Source organism: Mesorhizobium prunaredense, from assembly GCF_900156895.1.
GTDB classification, from domain to species: Bacteria; Pseudomonadota; Alphaproteobacteria; order Rhizobiales; family Rhizobiaceae; genus Mesorhizobium; species Mesorhizobium prunaredense.
Map to the genome: position 1 here is coordinate 32,223 of NZ_FTPD01000008.1, position 14,497 is coordinate 46,719.

Sequence of the window (14,497 nt, forward strand, 5' to 3'; positions counted from 1 at the left end):
TTGCTTAGGACGGGATGTCGCGGCTCAGCGCCGTGGGCGAGCCCTTGCGGTCGCCGGGCAGGTCCATCGTTGTGCAGGTGCCGCCGTCGACGAACTTCCAGGCGTTGCCTTGGTAATCGACCGTCGAGGTGCCTTGGCAGGTGGTGCCAGGTCCTGCCGCGCAGTCGTTCTGCCCCTTTAGGGCGACGCCAAAGCACTTCTCCTTGCCGGCATCCATCGCCGCCTTGGCTTCTGCCTCGGACAGCGGCGCGGCCGTCGCAAAAGAAGCAAGAGCCGTGGCAACGGCGCCGGCCAGGAAGGCCGCGCTCACGGTTGATCTTGTTGACATGATTTCACCTCCGATTGGGTTGTTGCGCGCGCCGTTCCTCAAGCGCGCATTGGTCAGTTCGGTCCGGAGGTTCCCTGCGTTACATCTTTTTGGAACACGACTTCGTGATCGCCTGGGGACTTGGCATGAGCAATATTTCGCCTGTCACGCCAAGGAGGCCGACCCACAGGGCAACGAGCCGCCGGAAGGCACCGCCGTGTGAACAGCCCGTGTGGGGCGCCACGGAACCACCGCAATCCTGCGAGACCTTCCGACCAGTTTGGCGCATTATGGGGAGCAGGATCATGCTGGGCAGGATCGCCGAGTTCTTCATCTTCGGTGTCGTGCCGCTGGTCGGTATAATGGTGGTGCCTGAGTTGTCCGTCGCTGCCGAGAAGACCCTGAAGGGCGAGGTGATGTATCGCGAGCGCATCGCTCTGCCGCCCAAAGCCGAGCTTTCCGTGCAGCTTGCCGATGTCTCGCTGGCCGACGCGGCGGCCGCTGTCATCGGTGAGCGCAAGGTGGCGCCGGCCGGCCAGGTGCCGATCAAGTTCGAGATCAGCTTTGATCCCCAGATGATCCGGCCTCATATGACCTATGCGCTGCAGGCGCGCATCACCGTCGACGACAGGCTGTTGTTCATCTCCGATATGCGCCACCAGGTCGATCCACTGAGCGACGCGCCGCAGACCATCATGCTGAAGATGGTGACGTCGAGCGAGCAGCCGGCGTCGGCCCCGGTTGTCGGGCAGAGCTGGCTGATCGAGTATATCGACGGCATTGGTGTGATCGCCGAGCCGCAGGCGACGTTCAGGATCGACGAGGCCGGCAAGGCCGGCGGCAGCGGGCCTTGCAACGTCTACTTCGCCACCGCCAAAGTCGATGGTTCGACGATTGCCATCAGTGACATCGGTTCGACCTTCAAGGCCTGCGCGCCCGACACTATGGCCGAGGAAAAGGCGCTGTTCGAGGCGCTGGCCAAGGCGGCATCGTATCACGTCGACGCCGGCAAGCTCATCATCGTCGACAAAGACGACCGCGTCATCCTGCGCTTCAACGCCGCGAGCTGATAACCGGTTTCGGTTTTTGAGCATCATGCGCAGTTGGCGGGTGTCGGCGACCCGGCGTCCGAGCCGGATCGCCGCAACGAAAAAGGCCGGCATTGCGCCGGCCTTTTTGCATGTGACGTGGTGATGGACTTATCGGCTCAGCCGACGATCTCGGTGTCCGAGAACCAGTATTTGATCTCCTGCGCGGCGGTCTCCGGCGCGTCGGAGCCGTGCACGGAATTCTCGCCGATCGACAGCGCGTGCAGCTTGCGGATGGTGCCTTCGGCGGCGTTGGCCGGGTTGGTGGCGCCCATCACGTCGCGGTTTTTGGCAATGGCGTTCTCGCCTTCCAGCACCTGCACGACCGTTGGGCCCGACGACATCGACTCGACCAGCTCGCCGAAGAACGGACGATCCTTGTGCACGGCATAAAAACCTTCCGCCTCGCGGCGGCTCATCCACACCCGGCGCGAGGCGACGACGCGCAGGCCGGCTTCTTCGAGCATTTGGGTGATGGCGCCGGTGAGATTGCGCCGGGTTGCGTCCGGCTTGATCATGGAAAAAGTGCGTTCGAGCGCCATGGGGTCGTCCTTGTGATGGAGAGTGGAATTCACGGTGGCGGGCTCTATACAAGCCGCCCGCCGGCTTGCCAAGGGGCTGGCGCTAATGCATGTCGCGCAAAAGTGCGCAGCGGTTTTGCGATAACGACATGCATAAAAACAAGAACTTAAGCGCGTCTCCGACGCGCTTTAGCCGCCGCATAGCGTGTCGCCGTCAGCCAAGTCATAACTTCATCTCGATCGTCAGCTTGGCCGTGTCGCCAGCCCGAAGGCCTTCGCGGACCCGTACCGCCGTCTTGATCGGCAACAGCAGGCTGCCGGATTTCTTGTCGGGAAACAGCGATGTTCGCCATCTGGTCTGGCCGATGACGGCTTCCACGCCAAGCGAGCCCCAGGGCCGTGCCATCCCCGCCATTGCCGTCTTGATCCGTGCCCCAAGCTCCGGCGGCAGCGTCACGAAATGCCAGCCGCCTTTGCCTGGATAGACCCAGATCTCGGCCTGCACGTCGTAGCGAAACATTTTTGCCTTCCTCAGATCACGGCCGTCACGGCTGGCTTTGCCATGGTGTCTTGTCGGCAACGCCGGCGATCGGCGAAATCATCCATGATATCCATTCTTCCCTGCAAAAGAGGATGGCAGCGTTGCCGTTGCACTACCGCCTTATCACCATTGAAGCGCGCCGGACTTCCCAGCCTTCTCGCTCCAGTTCCGGCACGCTGTGGTTCTCGCAGGGGTAGCCGACGCAGAAGTAACCGATCAGCGTCCACTCCGGCGGCGCCTCCAGGATCGTCGCCATTTCGGCCGGGTCGAGGATCGAGACCCAGCCCATGCCTATTCCTTCGGCGCGCGCCGCCAGCCAAAACGTGTGGATCGCCATCACCGCCGAATATTCGATGGTCGCGGGCATGGTCAGGCGGCCGAGCCCATGTCCCTGTTCCGTCCCGCGGTCGGCGAAGACCGCGAATTGACAAGGCGCTTCGTTCAGGCCGGCAAGCTTCAGGCGCGCATAGAGCGCGGCGCGTTCGCCGCCGAACGATGCGAGCGCCTCCGCATTGCAGCGCTCGAAGCATGTCTTGACGGCGGCGCGGCATTCCGCGCTCTCGACCATGACGAAACGCCAAGGCTGGCTCAGCCCGACCGAGGGCGCAATGCTGGAGAGGCCAAGCAGCCGCTCCAGCGCGCCTTCGGGGAGCGGCGTCGGCCTGAATCGCCTGACATCCCGCCGCCACAGGAAGAGGTTGACCAGATCGGCGCGAAAATCGTCCGGGAATTCCGGGTCTGACGTCATGGTGTTCGTACTGTCATTGCGAAGGGAGTAGGGGAGTAGGGCAGTAGGGCAGTAGGGCAGTAGGGCAGTAGGGCAGTAGGGAGTAAGGAAGTAGCGGCGGTGCGAATACCTACTCCCCTACTGCCCTACTCCCTTACTCCCCTATGCCGGCGGCAGCCGCCGGCACCTTGCGGCCGAGCCCATCATGCAGGTCGAGGCAGCGCTCGAACCACTTCGCCACCACATCGCTGTCGTCGAGCAACCGGTAGGGTGAGGCGATGCGCGCCCATTGCAGCGCGCCGAAGACGATGTAGTCGGCAAACAGCGGTGATTGACCGCCGATGAACGGCTGATAGGCAAGCATCGAGCGCAATGGTTCCAGCGAGGCACGGAAGGCACCAAGGCCGGCGTCCCGCACCGCCACCACCTCTTCCAGTCTCTGGCCGAAGCGCTGCTCGCGGTTTTGGCGGAAATAGGCGGCGTTCGCCTCGTCCTGCATGGCGTGCAGGTCCATGATCGCCGCAGTGGTGACATAGGGGTGGATGGTCAGTTGCGACCAGCGTTCGACGAAGCGCGCCATCGCCTTGCCGCCGTCGCCGCAAAACAATGTCGGTCGCTCTGGGTAGGCCTCGTCAAGATAGAGCGCGATGGCGAAAGAATCGGCGACCACCTTCTCGCCGTCGCGGATCACCGGAACGAGTTTTGAAACGCCGTCTTCAATGGTGGGCACGTCGAGAAAGCGTGTCGGCACGGTTGAGATATCGAGGCCCTTGTGGGCAAGCGCCATCGTCGCCTTCCAGCAATGCGGGCTGAACGGACGGGCGCCATCGCGTCCGACGAGATCATAGAGCAGAATGGTCATTGGCGGCAGCTTCCTTGCGGTCTACTAGAGCGACGTTCCGGGCCTTGCGGTAAGCACCCGAAACGGGGTCTCGCGGGCCGGAGAAAACGATGAAACAGCACTTCATGATGTTTGCGGCCTACAATCAATGGGCCAATAGCCGCATCTACGATGCCGCCGCCGATCTCGACGAGGAAGAATTTCACCGCAACGTCGGGGTCTTCTTCGGCTCGATGATGGGCACGCTCAACCATGTTCTGACTGCCGATCGCATCTGGATGAGGCGCTTTACCGGCGAGGGCGACGCGCCGGCCAGGCTCGACACCATCCTGCACCGCGCCCAGCCGGGCTTGCGGCTGGCGCGCGAGGCCGAAGACAAAAGGATCATCGACTGGGTTGGGGCGTTAAGCGACAAGGCTTTGTCCGGCCGCTTCTCCTACATGACCGTCTCCGACATGCGCACCGTCTCGCAGCGGCTGGCGCCGGCGCTTGATCATTTCTTCAACCACCAGACCCATCACCGCGGCCAGGCGCACGCGATCCTGACCGTTCTCGGCCGGCCTTCGGTGCCGCTCGACCTGACGCTGTTCCAGCGTAGTGAAGAGGGCCGCGCCTACGCATGATTTGGGATCATCCGGATCGAATTGACAGGAAACCCGTCGAAGACGAACAGCATCTTCGACGGGCCACAGTCGCCAAAGAGGCCTGGCCAGTCAGGCGGCGTATCCGCCCTGGCCGCGGGCGATCGGCTTGACCGAGACTGCCGGCTGTGCCGAAGGCCAGAGAATGCCTGCCGCCGCCGCGAAGCTGATCAAGGCATCGCGCGCCGCTTCGGGCGAGATCTCGCCGGCGCGTGCCGCCTCGCAGGCCTTCACCGCCGCGCCATAGCTCAAGCGTCGCCGCGATGGCGGGAACTCGGTCAGGAACTCATGCATGTCGAACAGCGAAGCGATCATGCGCTTATGGCCGGCGCCGACGGTTACGGCGACCGGGGTGAAAAATGTCTTATCGTGCATTCTTGCCTCTTGAATTGGGCGGAGGTGACGGGCGGACGCCGCTCTCCGACCGGGGGTCGGACGCCCAGAAACGCGGATTGCGGCATCAGGTTCCATGTTGCCGAAATTTGGTTTTCGCCACCAAGCTCCGTGGCATAAGCGTCGTGCCGAAGAGCGGCCTATTTCCACATGTCGCGCATGCGGGCGCCAAGGTCGACGCGCACTTGCGGCTGGCGGCGCGGATCATCCTTGGCCTGGACACTCGCCCACGATGTCTGCTCGAAGGCGCCGAGGATCGAGGCCGGGATGAAGCGGGTGCGCGAGGCGTAAACATGGCGATCGCCGCGCGCCGCCTGGCCGTGGACGAAAAAGCGCTGCGGCATGACCAGGTGCAGGCCGTCCTTGGCGCGCGTCATCGCCACGTAGAGCAGGCGGCGCTCCTCGTCGATATCCTCCTTCGAGCCGACGGCGAGATCGATCGGGATGCAGCCGTCGACGGTGTTGAGCACGAAGACGTTCTTCCATTCCTGGCCCTTGGCCGAATGGATGGTCGACAGGATCAGATAGTCCTCGTCGCGATGCGGCGGCCCAGCCTCGTCGCTGGTCGCATCCGGCGGATCGAGGGTCAGCTCGGTGAGGAAACGCTCGCGCGAGGCATAGCCCGAGGCGATCTGTTCGAGCTGCAGAATATCGGCCCGGCGCGTCGTTGCGTCCTCGTGGATGCGGTCGAGATGCGGCTCATACCAGAGCCTGACCTGTTCGAGGTCAACAGGCCATTTTCCCGACCCGGCGCGAAGCTGCGAGAACAGCGCGACGAAACCCGGCCAGTCGTCGGCGGCGCGTTGCGGCGGGCGGTAGCGCGCCAGCCCCATCGCTTCGTCGAGCGACGTCGCCATGGTGTCGACGATCTGCGAAGCCGCCGAAGGGCCGATGCCGGGCAAAAGCTGCAGCACGCGAAAGCCGGCGACGCGGTCGCGCGGGTTCTCGGCGAAGCGCAGCACCGCCAGCACGTCCTTGACATGGGCGGCGTCGAGGAACTTCAGCCCGCCGAACTTGACGAACGGGATGTTGCGGCGCGTCAGCTCGATCTCCAGCGGCCCGCTGTGGTGCGAGGCGCGAAACAGCACGGCCTGCGCCTTAAGCGCCGTGCCGGCCTCGCGCTCGGTCAGAATCGCCTGACAGACGTAACTCGCCTGCTCGGCCTCGTCGCGGACGCTGACCAGCTTCGGCTTTTCGGTCGATTTGCGCTCCGACCAGAGGTTCTTGGTAAAGCGCTCCGAGGCCTCGCCGATCACCGCGTTGGCGGCGGCCAGGATGGTCTCGGTCGAGCGGTAGTTGCGCTCCAGCATGACGATCTCGGCCGGCCGGGCGAACTGTTTTGGAAAGTCGAGGATGTTGCGCACTTCCGCGGCGCGAAACGAATAGATCGACTGCGCATCGTCGCCGACCACCGTCAGCCCGGATCCGTCCGGCTTGAGCGCCGCGAGGATCGAGGCCTGCAGCCGGTTGGTGTCCTGGTATTCGTCGACCAGCACATGGTCGAAACGCCCACCCAGATGCGCCGATATTTCCGGCTCGCCGGCCATCTGCGCCCAGTAGAGCAGCAGGTCGTCGTAATCGAGCACGTTCTGCGCCTGCTTGGCCTCGACATATCGGGCGAACAGCGCCTTGAGCTGTTCTGCCCACCCCGCGCACCAGGGAAACACCGAACCGAGAACCTCGCCTAGCGGCGCCTGCGCGTTGACGGCACGCGAATAGATCGCCAGGCAGGTGCCCTTGGTCGGAAAACGGCCCTCGGTTTTCGAGAAGCCGAGTTCGTGCCGGGCGAGGTTCATCAGGTCGGCCGAATCCTCGCGGTCGTGGATGGTGAAGGCCGGATCGAGGCCGATCTCCAATGCGTAGTCGCGCAGCAGCCTGGCGCCGATGCCGTGAAACGTGCCGGCCCAGCTCAGTGCATCAGTGATGACGGAAGCGTCGCGGCCGAGCACCTCGCCGGCGATGCGCTCGACCCGCTTGGCCATTTCCGATGCGGCGCGACGCGAAAACGTCATCAAAAGGATGCGCCTGGGGTCGGCGCCCCTGACGATCAGATGCGCGACGCGATGCGCCAGCGTGCTGGTCTTGCCGGAGCCGGCCCCGGCGATCACCAGCAGCGGCCCGGCGACCTTGCCGTCGCCATGCTCGACGGCAACGCACTGCTCGGCATTCAGCTTCGCGAGATAGGCAGGCCGGAAGGTCGAATCACGGGCAGCGAGGTTCATTGCCCATCAAGCATCGTTTCTGCTTTGTTCGCAACAGCGATGCAGCGTTTCCTCGCCCCCGCGGAGCGGGGGAGAGGTGGCCGCGAAGCGGCCGGAGAGGGGGCCTTTTCGTAAGTACCCAGCTGAAAAAATGTTATTCGATCGCTCGGCTGGGTAAAGGGACGGCGCAAGTCCCCCTCTCCGTCTCGGCTCTGCCGAGCCACCTCTCCCCCATGAAGAATGGGGGCGAGGAACCCAGGTCCTGGGAGATTTGCGCCTCCTCTCCGTGGGCGAGTAAACGCCGGCGGATGGATCTAGCGCTGCGGCTCCACGCCCATCGCCGCTGACTGCCGCGGCAGCGACTTGTCGTCATCGGGAGGCGGCAGCAACAGCGGATCGAAGTCGTCGGGCACCTCGTCGACGATTTCCCTGACTATGCGGTAGGCCACATAGACGGCGGCCCCGGCTATGAGCAGACGGATCATGATTTTCTCCATTGGTGTGGACCAACCGAGGAGCCCGCGTTTTGTTCCCCGCTCTCTCGTTTTGTTCCCCGCGTTCCAAGCGCCTCGAGCTCTGCCTGACGCGTGCAACCAAATCGGCACCGTCTCGTTTGCCCGGTGACAGGAGGTTGCGATGAACAGGCTCTCAATTTTACTGGCCCCGACCCGGCTCGTTTTGGCCGCAGCGCTGGCTGTCGCGGCCTGCGACAACAACATTCCACCGACAAAGGCTCCCGGCGCCGATCAAAGCCCGCAGGTCGACCCTGCGCCCGGCTCGACACCAGCCGACGATCAACCCGGCTCGCCGCCGGCGCAGTGATGGAGGCCTGTAGGAAAGATGGCCGGCGCCGCTTGGGAGGGGAGCGATGACGCCGGCCAGGCGGGTATCAAGTCCGCCGCACACCTAGACATAGCTGAGTCTTGCCTTTGCGTCATGACGCGATAGCGGAAGACGACCGCTTTGCACCGGCAATTAACTGACAAATGCGCGGTTTTCGGCTGCGAGAAGCCGATGCTCGCCAGGCGCCACGCCATCGCAGCCGGTTGCCGGCCCAGCCCGAGCTGGTCCTTTGATCCGTTGAGGCCGGCGATCGGATCAATCGTCTTCTTTCTGCGCCCGCCGCACCGGGCAACCTGTCGCTCTCGGCCATTTTCATGCCTTATGCGGCCAACCGCTGCTCGAGGTCTTGCGAAGCGCTGACGTCCCGTGCAAAAGCGCGGCCATGCTGATCATCAACGACCTTTCGCTCCGCATGGCCGGACGCCTGCTTCTTGACCATTCCTCGCTGACCTTGCCGGCCGGCAGCAAGGCAGGGCTTGTCGGCCGCAACGGCACCGGCAAGACCACTTTGTTCAAGGCGATCACCGGCGACCTCGCCTCCGAGACCGGCTCGATCGGCCTGCCGAAGAACACGCGCATCGGCCAGGTGGCGCAGGAGGCTCCCGGCACCGAGGAGCCGCTGATCGAGATTGTGCTCAAGGCCGACCTTGAACGCTCTGCATTGCTCGACGAGGAAAAGACGGCGACCGATCCGCACCGCATCGCCGACATCCACATGCGGCTGGCCGATATCGACGCTCATTCGGCCGAGTCGCGAGCCGCCACCATCCTCGCCGGCCTCGGCTTCGACGACGATGCCCAGCGGCGGCCGGCCTCGTCGTTCTCCGGCGGCTGGCGCATGCGCGTCGCACTCGCCGCGGTGCTGTTTGCCGAGCCCGATCTGCTGCTGCTCGACGAGCCGACCAACTATCTCGACCTCGAAGGCACGCTGTGGCTGGAAAACTACGTGTCGAAATATCCGCACACCGTGCTTTTGATCTCGCATGACCGCGACCTGCTCAACCGCGCCGTCAACTCGATCGTCCATCTCGACCAGAAGAAACTGACCTTCTGGCGCGGCGGCTACGACCAGTTCGAGCGCCAATTCACCGAACAGCGCGAATTGCAGGAGAAGGGCAGGGTCAAGCAGGAAGCCGCGCGGAAGCACATGGAATCCTTCGTCGAGCGCTTCCGGGCCAAGGCTTCCAAGGCGAGACAGGCGCAGTCGCGCATCAAGGCGCTGGAGAAGATGAAGCCGATCGCCGCGATTGTGAACGACAACGTGCGGCCGTTCTCCTTTCCCGAGCCGGTGAAGACGGTGGCCTCGCCGATCATTGCGCTCAACAACGTCAATGTCGGCTATGTCGAGGGTGAGCCGATCCTGAAGAAGATGACGCTGCGCATCGATGCCGACGACCGTATCGCGCTGCTCGGCGCCAACGGCAACGGCAAGTCGACCTTCGCCAAATTGCTGTCCGGCCGCCTGAAGCAGGAGAGCGGGGCCATGACGGTGGCGCCCGGCCTGAAGGTGGCGATCTTCGCCCAGCATCAGCTCGACGATCTCAGGCCGAGTGAAAACGCCTATGAGCATGTCCGCCGGCTGATGCCGGAAGCACCGGAATCGAAGGTGCGCGGCCGCGTCGCCCAGTTCGGACTGACCACCGAAAAGATGAACACCGCCGCCAAGGACCTGTCGGGCGGCGAGAAGGCGCGGCTGTTGATGGGCCTGTCGGCGTTCGAGGGGCCAAACCTGTTCATCCTCGACGAACCGACCAACCATCTCGATATCGACAGCCGTGAATCGCTGATCCATGCGTTGAACGAGTTTCCCGGCGCCGTCATCCTGATCTCGCACGACCGCCACCTGCTCGAGGCGACGGCCGACCGGCTGTGGCTGGTCAAGGACGGGACGGTCAATCCTTTTGACGGCGACCTCGACGATTACAAGACGCTGGTCACCGGCGTGGCCGGCGACCGCCGCGGCAAGCGCGAGGCCGAAAAGGCCTCGAAGGCCGACCGCCGCCGTGACGCGGCAGCGCGGCGCGCCGCCTTCGAGCCGCTGGCCAAGGAGATCCGCGCCACCGAAGCGCTGATGGACCGCATCCGCAAGCGTATCGACTTGATCGAGGACGAACTCGCCAATCCGGCGGTCTATGAAAAGGACCCGTCGACGGCGACGCGGCTGGCCAAGGAGCGCTCGCAACTGGCCCAGACACTCGCCGCCCATGAGGAAAAATGGCTGTCGATGTCGGCGGAATACGAGGAAGGCACGGCGGAGTAGCGCCATCTGGCCCTACACGCCACCGCCATAAACGGCTAGCTTGGCCCCATGAATCAACACGCCAAGCTCAGGATCGGCCATTCGGCCTGTCCGCATGATTGCCCGTCGACCTGCGCGCTCGAGGTCGAACTGCTCGACAGCAAGCGCATCGGCCGCGTCCATGGCGCCAAGGCCAACAGCTACACGGCTGGCGTCATCTGCGCCAAGGTCGCCCGTTATGCCGACCGCGTCCATCATCCCGACCGCTTGCTGAAGCCGCTGATCCGTGCCGGCGCCAAGGGTGAAGGCCTTTGGAAGGAAGCGAGCTGGGAGGCCGCACTCGACCTGGTCGCCGAAAAATTCATCGCGGCCGAGGCAAAATACGGCTCGGAGACGGTCTGGCCCTATTACTATGCCGGCACGATGGGGCTGGTGCAGCGCGACGGTATCGAGCGGTTGCGCCACGCGAAAAGGTACTCCGGCTTCTTCGGTTCGATCTGCACCAATCTGGCCTGGACCGGCTGGATGATGGGCGCCGGCGCGCTGCGCGGTCCCGACCCGCGCGAGATGGCCAAGTCCGACTGCGTGGTGATCTGGGGCACCAATGCCGTGGTCACCCAGGTCAACGTCATGACCCACGCGATCAAGGCGCGCAAGGAACGCGGCGCCAAGATCGTCGTCATCGACGTCTATGAGAACGCGACGATGAAGCAGGCCGATCTCGGCCTGGTGCTGAAGCCCGGCACCGACGGCGCGCTGGCCTGCGCGGTGATGCATGTGCTGTTCCGTGACGGCATGGCCGACCGCGCCTATCTGGAAAAATACACCGACGACCCGCACGGTCTGGAAGCGCATCTTCAGACGAGGACGCCGCAATGGGCGGCTGATATCACCGGGCTTTCCCTCGACGAGATCGAGGCCTTCGCCCGTCTCGTCGGCACGACCAGGAAAACCTATTTCCGCCTCGGCTACGGTTTTTCGCGGCAGCGCAACGGCTCGGTCAACATGCATGCCGCGGCCTCGATCGCCGCGGTCACCGGCTGCTGGCAATATGAGGGTGGCGGCGCCTTCCATTCCAATTCGGGCATCTTCAAGCTGAACCAGGAACTGCTGGAAGGCGCGCGGATGCGCGACCCGGCGATCCGCCATCTCGACCATTCGCGCATCGGCCCGGTGCTGACCGGCGCTGAGGATGCGCTCTATGGCGGCCCGCCGGTGACGGCGCTACTGATCCAGAACACCAATCCGGTCAATGTCGCGCCTGAGCAGCGGCTGGTGAAGCAGGGCTTTTTGCGCGACGACCTGTTTTCCTGCGTGCACGAACAGTTCATGACCGACACCGCAAAACTCGGAGATGTCGTGTTGCCGGCGACGATGTTTCTAGAGCATGACGATGTCTACAAGGGCGGCGGCAACCAGCACATCACGCTCGGTCCGAAGCTGATCGACCCGCCGGAAGGGCCGCGCAGCAACCACTTCGTCATCGAGGAACTCGGCAAAAGGCTCGGTGTTGGCGACAGGCCCGGCTTCGGCATGACCGAGCAGCAGCATATCGACATCATTTTGGGCAAGCGCGGCCTGGGCAGCTTTTCGAGCCTCAAGGAACAAAAGTGGCTCGATTTGCAGCCGGATTTCGAGGCGGCGCATTTTATCGACGGCTTCGGCCACGCAGACGGAAAATTCCGCTTTCGCGCCGACTGGGCCGGGCAGGCGGCGCCCAACCGGCCGCCGAAAAGCATGGGCCTGTTCGGGCCGGTGGCAAGCCTGCCGGAATTTCCCGACCACGTCGATCTGATCGAGGTGGCGGATGAGGCGCATCCGTTCCGGCTGGCCACCTCGCCGGCGCGCAATTTCCTCAACTCGACCTTTTCCGAGACGCCGGTGTCGAGGGCCAAGGAGGGCCGGCCGGAACTGCTTTTGCATCCGGACGATGCGGCAGCCTATGGTCTGGCCAATGGCGACCGCGTCGAGATCGGCAATGCGCGCGGCGAGGTCGTGCTGCACGCCAGATTGTTCGACGGCATCAAGCGCGGCGTCGTGGTGGCCGAAGGCATCTGGCCCAACAGCGCCCACGAGCGCGGCGAGGGCATCAACGTCCTGACCGGCGCCGACGCGCCGGCGCCCTATGGCGGTGCGGCGTTTCACGATAACAAGGTCTGGCTGCGCCCGGCCAAGTGAAGCGTCGGAACGATATACCCAGCCAGCCGTTTTTGCGTGGCGGTGGAGACATGGTGATGGCAGAAGCGTTGGCAGCGCCGGCCCCCGTTGGAAGAACGCTTTCGCCCGGCGAACTGGTGACCACGATGGCGCATTTCCATCGCGCCGAGATTCTGCGCATGACTGGGTGGCGAGACCGCCTGGACCGGACGAGCAATTGGGCGATAACGGTCGTCGCGGCGATGTTGTCCGTCTCGCTTTCGACGGCCAGCGCGCACCACGGCGTGCTGCTTTTTGCCATGCTGCTTGTTCTGTTGCTGCTGTGGATAGAAGCGCGGCGATATCGCTTCTTCGACGTTTACCGGGCCCGTGTGCGCCAGTTCGAACGGCACTATTTCGCGCAGATATTCTCGCCGCAGCCGGACTTCGCGTCCGATTGGCTGTTGGTCGTCGGCGAAAGTCTGCGCACTCCAAAATTCCTCATTTCGCAGCGAGCGGCGTTGGCGCGCCGTCTGCGTCGAAACTACATTCACATGCTGCTGATCCTGCTGTTGGCCTGGATCCTGAAACTGTCGACCCCCAGTCTTCTAACCGAAGGTGTCCGCATCGACTTCGTCAGTTCGGTGCGCGAGGTCGTTGCCGGCGCCGCCCTGGGGCCTATTCCCGGCTTGGTCATCGTCGTGCTGGTCGCCGCCTTCTATGTCGGCCTGCTGGTCATGGCGTTCATGACCGCTGGCGACGACGGCGAGCTCTCCTTTGGCGACGTGCACGTCTAGGGCGGCAGAGCAAACCGGTAGATCTGCGATTTCATCTGCGCAGGAACTCGAACCGGTCGGTTTTTCTTGTTGACGCATTGTGCAAGACCAAATGAACCCGGCTCAGCAAATGGCCAGGCCACGCGGCAGACGAATTCACCTAACGCATTGAGAAGAAAGTCAAAGATTGTGGCGAGGGAAGCCTTTTGGCGGATTTCAAGCACCCGCTTCAGGGCGTGCCCGGAACATCTTTGTGATTGGAAACTGCTGCATCGCCAACCCACCTCGGGGTGGTCCGAGCGACGCGAAATCCTCCCAAGGCACGCCACGAGACGGACAACAACACTGAAAGTATGAAAGTACCGGAGTACTGAAATGACCAGGATTGCTCTCACCGCTGCCGCCATCCTCATTGCCACAGGCAGCGCCTTTGCCGGCAGCGACCACTATGGTTCGGACGGCGTCAACCAGCCGGCCGCGCCTGGCAATGCGGCTGTTGGAAATGTCGACAACACATTCACGGGCTCGATCCGCAAGCTGCTCCCGACCGAGCACAACGCTGTCAACACCACTGCGACGTCCGAGTCAGGCACGGGTCAGTCTGCCGCGCCTGAATCAGGCCGGGGCAACTGGGGCCGTCGCTAAGCCCTAAAGCTTCGGAACGCAAAGAACGGCGGGCCTTGGCCCGCCGTTCTTGCTTATTAAGTCACAGCTCTCGTTTAGCGCAGATCCTTCGGCCAAACGCAGTGCGTCAGCTGCGCGTCGCCGAGGGCCAGCCGTGCCCAGTCACCGTCGAAAAGGAAGCGGGCGAGGGCTGCCGTCGGGAATTTTTCTTCAAGCTTTTTGAGTGCCGCGGCATCCGATCCGGCGCCGGCAAGCCGGCGCGCGAATTCCTCCAGGCCGGGATTATGGCCAATCACCAAAAGGCTGCTTGTTGCCGCATTTGCCTGCCGGACCTTGGCGAGAACGTCTGCCGCGCTGGCCTCGTAGAGCGCCTGGACGAATTTGGCCGGTGTTTTCGCCGGCAATTCCGCCGAGACCAGCCGCCACGTGTCGCGGCTGCGCAGCGCCGGCGACACCAGCGCCAGATCGGGCAGCCAGCCCTGCCTGGCCAGTTCGCGCCCGACCAGCGGGGCGGCCTTCAGCCCGCGCCCGGACAGCGGCCGGTCGAAGTCGATGAGGTCAGGATCGTCCCAGCTCGACTTGGCGTGACGCAGAAGAAGGAGTTGCTTCATGAGTTCAA

General features: G+C 63.8%; 16 protein-coding genes. 7 read left to right on the forward strand and 9 right to left on the reverse strand.

The genetic code is table 11. The annotated features are described in order from the left end of the window. Positions 1 to 4: 4 nt before the first annotated feature. Entirely contained in the window at positions 5 to 328 is a 324-nt protein-coding gene (locus BQ8794_RS08415; RefSeq protein WP_077375535.1) for a BufA1 family periplasmic bufferin-type metallophore, read from the reverse strand. Positions 329 to 612: 284 nt separating this feature from the next. On the opposite strand from BQ8794_RS08415, the gene BQ8794_RS08425 reads away from it, so the two are divergent. Further along, positions 613 to 1,377: a YbaY family lipoprotein gene (locus tag BQ8794_RS08425; protein ID WP_077375541.1), complete on the forward strand. Its 765-nt coding sequence runs from the start codon at positions 613 to 615 to the stop codon at positions 1,375 to 1,377. Between the two features lie 137 nt (positions 1,378 to 1,514). Here BQ8794_RS08425 and ndk read toward each other — a convergent pair whose 3' ends face one another. The 4 genes from ndk to BQ8794_RS08445 form a co-directional block, all read right to left on the reverse strand. Further along, positions 1,515 to 1,937, reverse strand: coding sequence for a nucleoside-diphosphate kinase (gene ndk, locus BQ8794_RS08430; RefSeq protein ID WP_077375544.1), 423 nt, complete (start codon positions 1,935 to 1,937; stop codon positions 1,515 to 1,517). A gap of 202 nt (positions 1,938 to 2,139) precedes the next feature. Next, entirely contained in the window at positions 2,140 to 2,436 is a 297-nt protein-coding gene (locus BQ8794_RS08435) for a DUF1905 domain-containing protein (protein ID WP_023800662.1), read from the reverse strand. 133 nt (positions 2,437 to 2,569) lie between these two features. Then, positions 2,570 to 3,205 carry a 5,6-dimethylbenzimidazole synthase gene (bluB, locus tag BQ8794_RS08440; protein WP_077375547.1) on the reverse strand — a complete coding sequence of 212 codons (636 nt, stop codon included), beginning with the start codon at positions 3,203 to 3,205 and terminating at the stop codon, positions 2,570 to 2,572. Between the two features lie 133 nt (positions 3,206 to 3,338). Next, the gene (locus BQ8794_RS08445) at positions 3,339 to 4,046 is read right to left on the reverse strand and encodes a glutathione S-transferase family protein (RefSeq protein ID WP_077375552.1); all 708 of its coding nucleotides are present in this window, start codon (positions 4,044 to 4,046) and stop codon (positions 3,339 to 3,341) included. 89 nt (positions 4,047 to 4,135) lie between these two features. Here BQ8794_RS08445 and BQ8794_RS08450 point away from each other — a divergent pair, with 89 nt between their 5' ends. Then, complete coding sequence (locus tag BQ8794_RS08450; RefSeq protein WP_077375555.1) at positions 4,136 to 4,648, forward strand: DinB family protein; 513 nt, start codon at positions 4,136 to 4,138, stop codon at positions 4,646 to 4,648. Positions 4,649 to 4,738: 90 nt separating this feature from the next. Here BQ8794_RS08450 and BQ8794_RS08455 read toward each other — a convergent pair whose 3' ends face one another. From BQ8794_RS08455 to BQ8794_RS35540, 3 genes are all read right to left on the reverse strand, one after another. Beyond that, positions 4,739 to 5,041 carry a DUF982 domain-containing protein gene (locus tag BQ8794_RS08455; protein ID WP_077375558.1) on the reverse strand — a complete coding sequence of 101 codons (303 nt, stop codon included), beginning with the start codon at positions 5,039 to 5,041 and terminating at the stop codon, positions 4,739 to 4,741. A gap of 158 nt (positions 5,042 to 5,199) precedes the next feature. Further along, positions 5,200 to 7,281: an ATP-dependent helicase gene (locus BQ8794_RS08460; protein ID WP_077375561.1), complete on the reverse strand. Its 2,082-nt coding sequence runs from the start codon at positions 7,279 to 7,281 to the stop codon at positions 5,200 to 5,202. Positions 7,282 to 7,574: 293 nt separating this feature from the next. After that, positions 7,575 to 7,745, reverse strand: coding sequence for a hypothetical protein (locus BQ8794_RS35540; protein WP_077375704.1), 171 nt, complete (start codon positions 7,743 to 7,745; stop codon positions 7,575 to 7,577). A 151-nt stretch (positions 7,746 to 7,896) separates the two neighbouring features. Here BQ8794_RS35540 and BQ8794_RS08470 point away from each other — a divergent pair, with 151 nt between their 5' ends. The 5 genes from BQ8794_RS08470 to BQ8794_RS08490 all read left to right on the forward strand — a co-directional run bounded on the left by BQ8794_RS08470 (position 7,897) and on the right by BQ8794_RS08490 (position 13,899). After that, a complete protein-coding gene (locus tag BQ8794_RS08470) occupies positions 7,897 to 8,082 on the forward strand; it encodes a hypothetical protein (RefSeq protein WP_077375564.1) in 186 nt (61 codons plus the stop codon). A gap of 403 nt (positions 8,083 to 8,485) precedes the next feature. After that, entirely contained in the window at positions 8,486 to 10,363 is a 1,878-nt protein-coding gene (locus BQ8794_RS08475) for an ABC-F family ATP-binding cassette domain-containing protein (RefSeq protein ID WP_077375567.1), read from the forward strand. A 48-nt stretch (positions 10,364 to 10,411) separates the two neighbouring features. Further along, complete coding sequence (locus tag BQ8794_RS08480; protein WP_077375570.1) at positions 10,412 to 12,520, forward strand: molybdopterin-containing oxidoreductase family protein; 2,109 nt, start codon at positions 10,412 to 10,414, stop codon at positions 12,518 to 12,520. A gap of 56 nt (positions 12,521 to 12,576) precedes the next feature. Then, positions 12,577 to 13,275, forward strand: a complete 699-nt coding sequence (locus BQ8794_RS08485) for a DUF2270 domain-containing protein (RefSeq protein ID WP_077375708.1) — start codon at positions 12,577 to 12,579, stop codon at positions 13,273 to 13,275. A gap of 354 nt (positions 13,276 to 13,629) precedes the next feature. Further along, positions 13,630 to 13,899 carry a DUF680 domain-containing protein gene (locus BQ8794_RS08490; RefSeq protein WP_077375573.1) on the forward strand — a complete coding sequence of 90 codons (270 nt, stop codon included), beginning with the start codon at positions 13,630 to 13,632 and terminating at the stop codon, positions 13,897 to 13,899. 74 nt (positions 13,900 to 13,973) lie between these two features. Here the strand turns inward: BQ8794_RS08490 and BQ8794_RS08495 are convergent, their stop codons facing one another. After that, positions 13,974 to 14,489: a SixA phosphatase family protein gene (locus tag BQ8794_RS08495; protein ID WP_077375575.1), complete on the reverse strand. Its 516-nt coding sequence runs from the start codon at positions 14,487 to 14,489 to the stop codon at positions 13,974 to 13,976. Between the last annotated feature and the right edge of the window lie 8 nt (positions 14,490 to 14,497).

Coding starts and splice junctions, on each gene's coding strand:
- BQ8794_RS08450 (WP_077375555.1), top strand. CDS start 4,136: ATGAAACAGCACTTCATGATGTTTGCGGCCTACAATCAATGGGCCAAT.
- BQ8794_RS08425 (WP_077375541.1), top strand. CDS start 613: ATGCTGGGCAGGATCGCCGAGTTCTTCATCTTCGGTGTCGTGCCGCTG.
- BQ8794_RS08415 (WP_077375535.1), bottom strand. CDS start 328: ATGTCAACAAGATCAACCGTGAGCGCGGCCTTCCTGGCCGGCGCCGTT.
- BQ8794_RS08475 (WP_077375567.1), top strand. CDS start 8,486: ATGCTGATCATCAACGACCTTTCGCTCCGCATGGCCGGACGCCTGCTT.
- BQ8794_RS08495 (WP_077375575.1), bottom strand. CDS start 14,489: ATGAAGCAACTCCTTCTTCTGCGTCACGCCAAGTCGAGCTGGGACGAT.
- BQ8794_RS08435 (WP_023800662.1), bottom strand. CDS start 2,436: ATGTTTCGCTACGACGTGCAGGCCGAGATCTGGGTCTATCCAGGCAAA.
- BQ8794_RS35540 (WP_077375704.1), bottom strand. CDS start 7,745: ATGATCCGTCTGCTCATAGCCGGGGCCGCCGTCTATGTGGCCTACCGC.
- bluB (WP_077375547.1), bottom strand. CDS start 3,205: ATGACGTCAGACCCGGAATTCCCGGACGATTTTCGCGCCGATCTGGTC.
- BQ8794_RS08470 (WP_077375564.1), top strand. CDS start 7,897: ATGAACAGGCTCTCAATTTTACTGGCCCCGACCCGGCTCGTTTTGGCC.
- BQ8794_RS08455 (WP_077375558.1), bottom strand. CDS start 5,041: ATGCACGATAAGACATTTTTCACCCCGGTCGCCGTAACCGTCGGCGCC.
- BQ8794_RS08445 (WP_077375552.1), bottom strand. CDS start 4,046: ATGACCATTCTGCTCTATGATCTCGTCGGACGCGATGGCGCCCGTCCG.
- BQ8794_RS08480 (WP_077375570.1), top strand. CDS start 10,412: ATGAATCAACACGCCAAGCTCAGGATCGGCCATTCGGCCTGTCCGCAT.
- BQ8794_RS08490 (WP_077375573.1), top strand. CDS start 13,630: ATGACCAGGATTGCTCTCACCGCTGCCGCCATCCTCATTGCCACAGGC.
- BQ8794_RS08460 (WP_077375561.1), bottom strand. CDS start 7,281: ATGAACCTCGCTGCCCGTGATTCGACCTTCCGGCCTGCCTATCTCGCG.
- ndk (WP_077375544.1), bottom strand. CDS start 1,937: ATGGCGCTCGAACGCACTTTTTCCATGATCAAGCCGGACGCAACCCGG.
- BQ8794_RS08485 (WP_077375708.1), top strand. CDS start 12,577: ATGGCAGAAGCGTTGGCAGCGCCGGCCCCCGTTGGAAGAACGCTTTCG.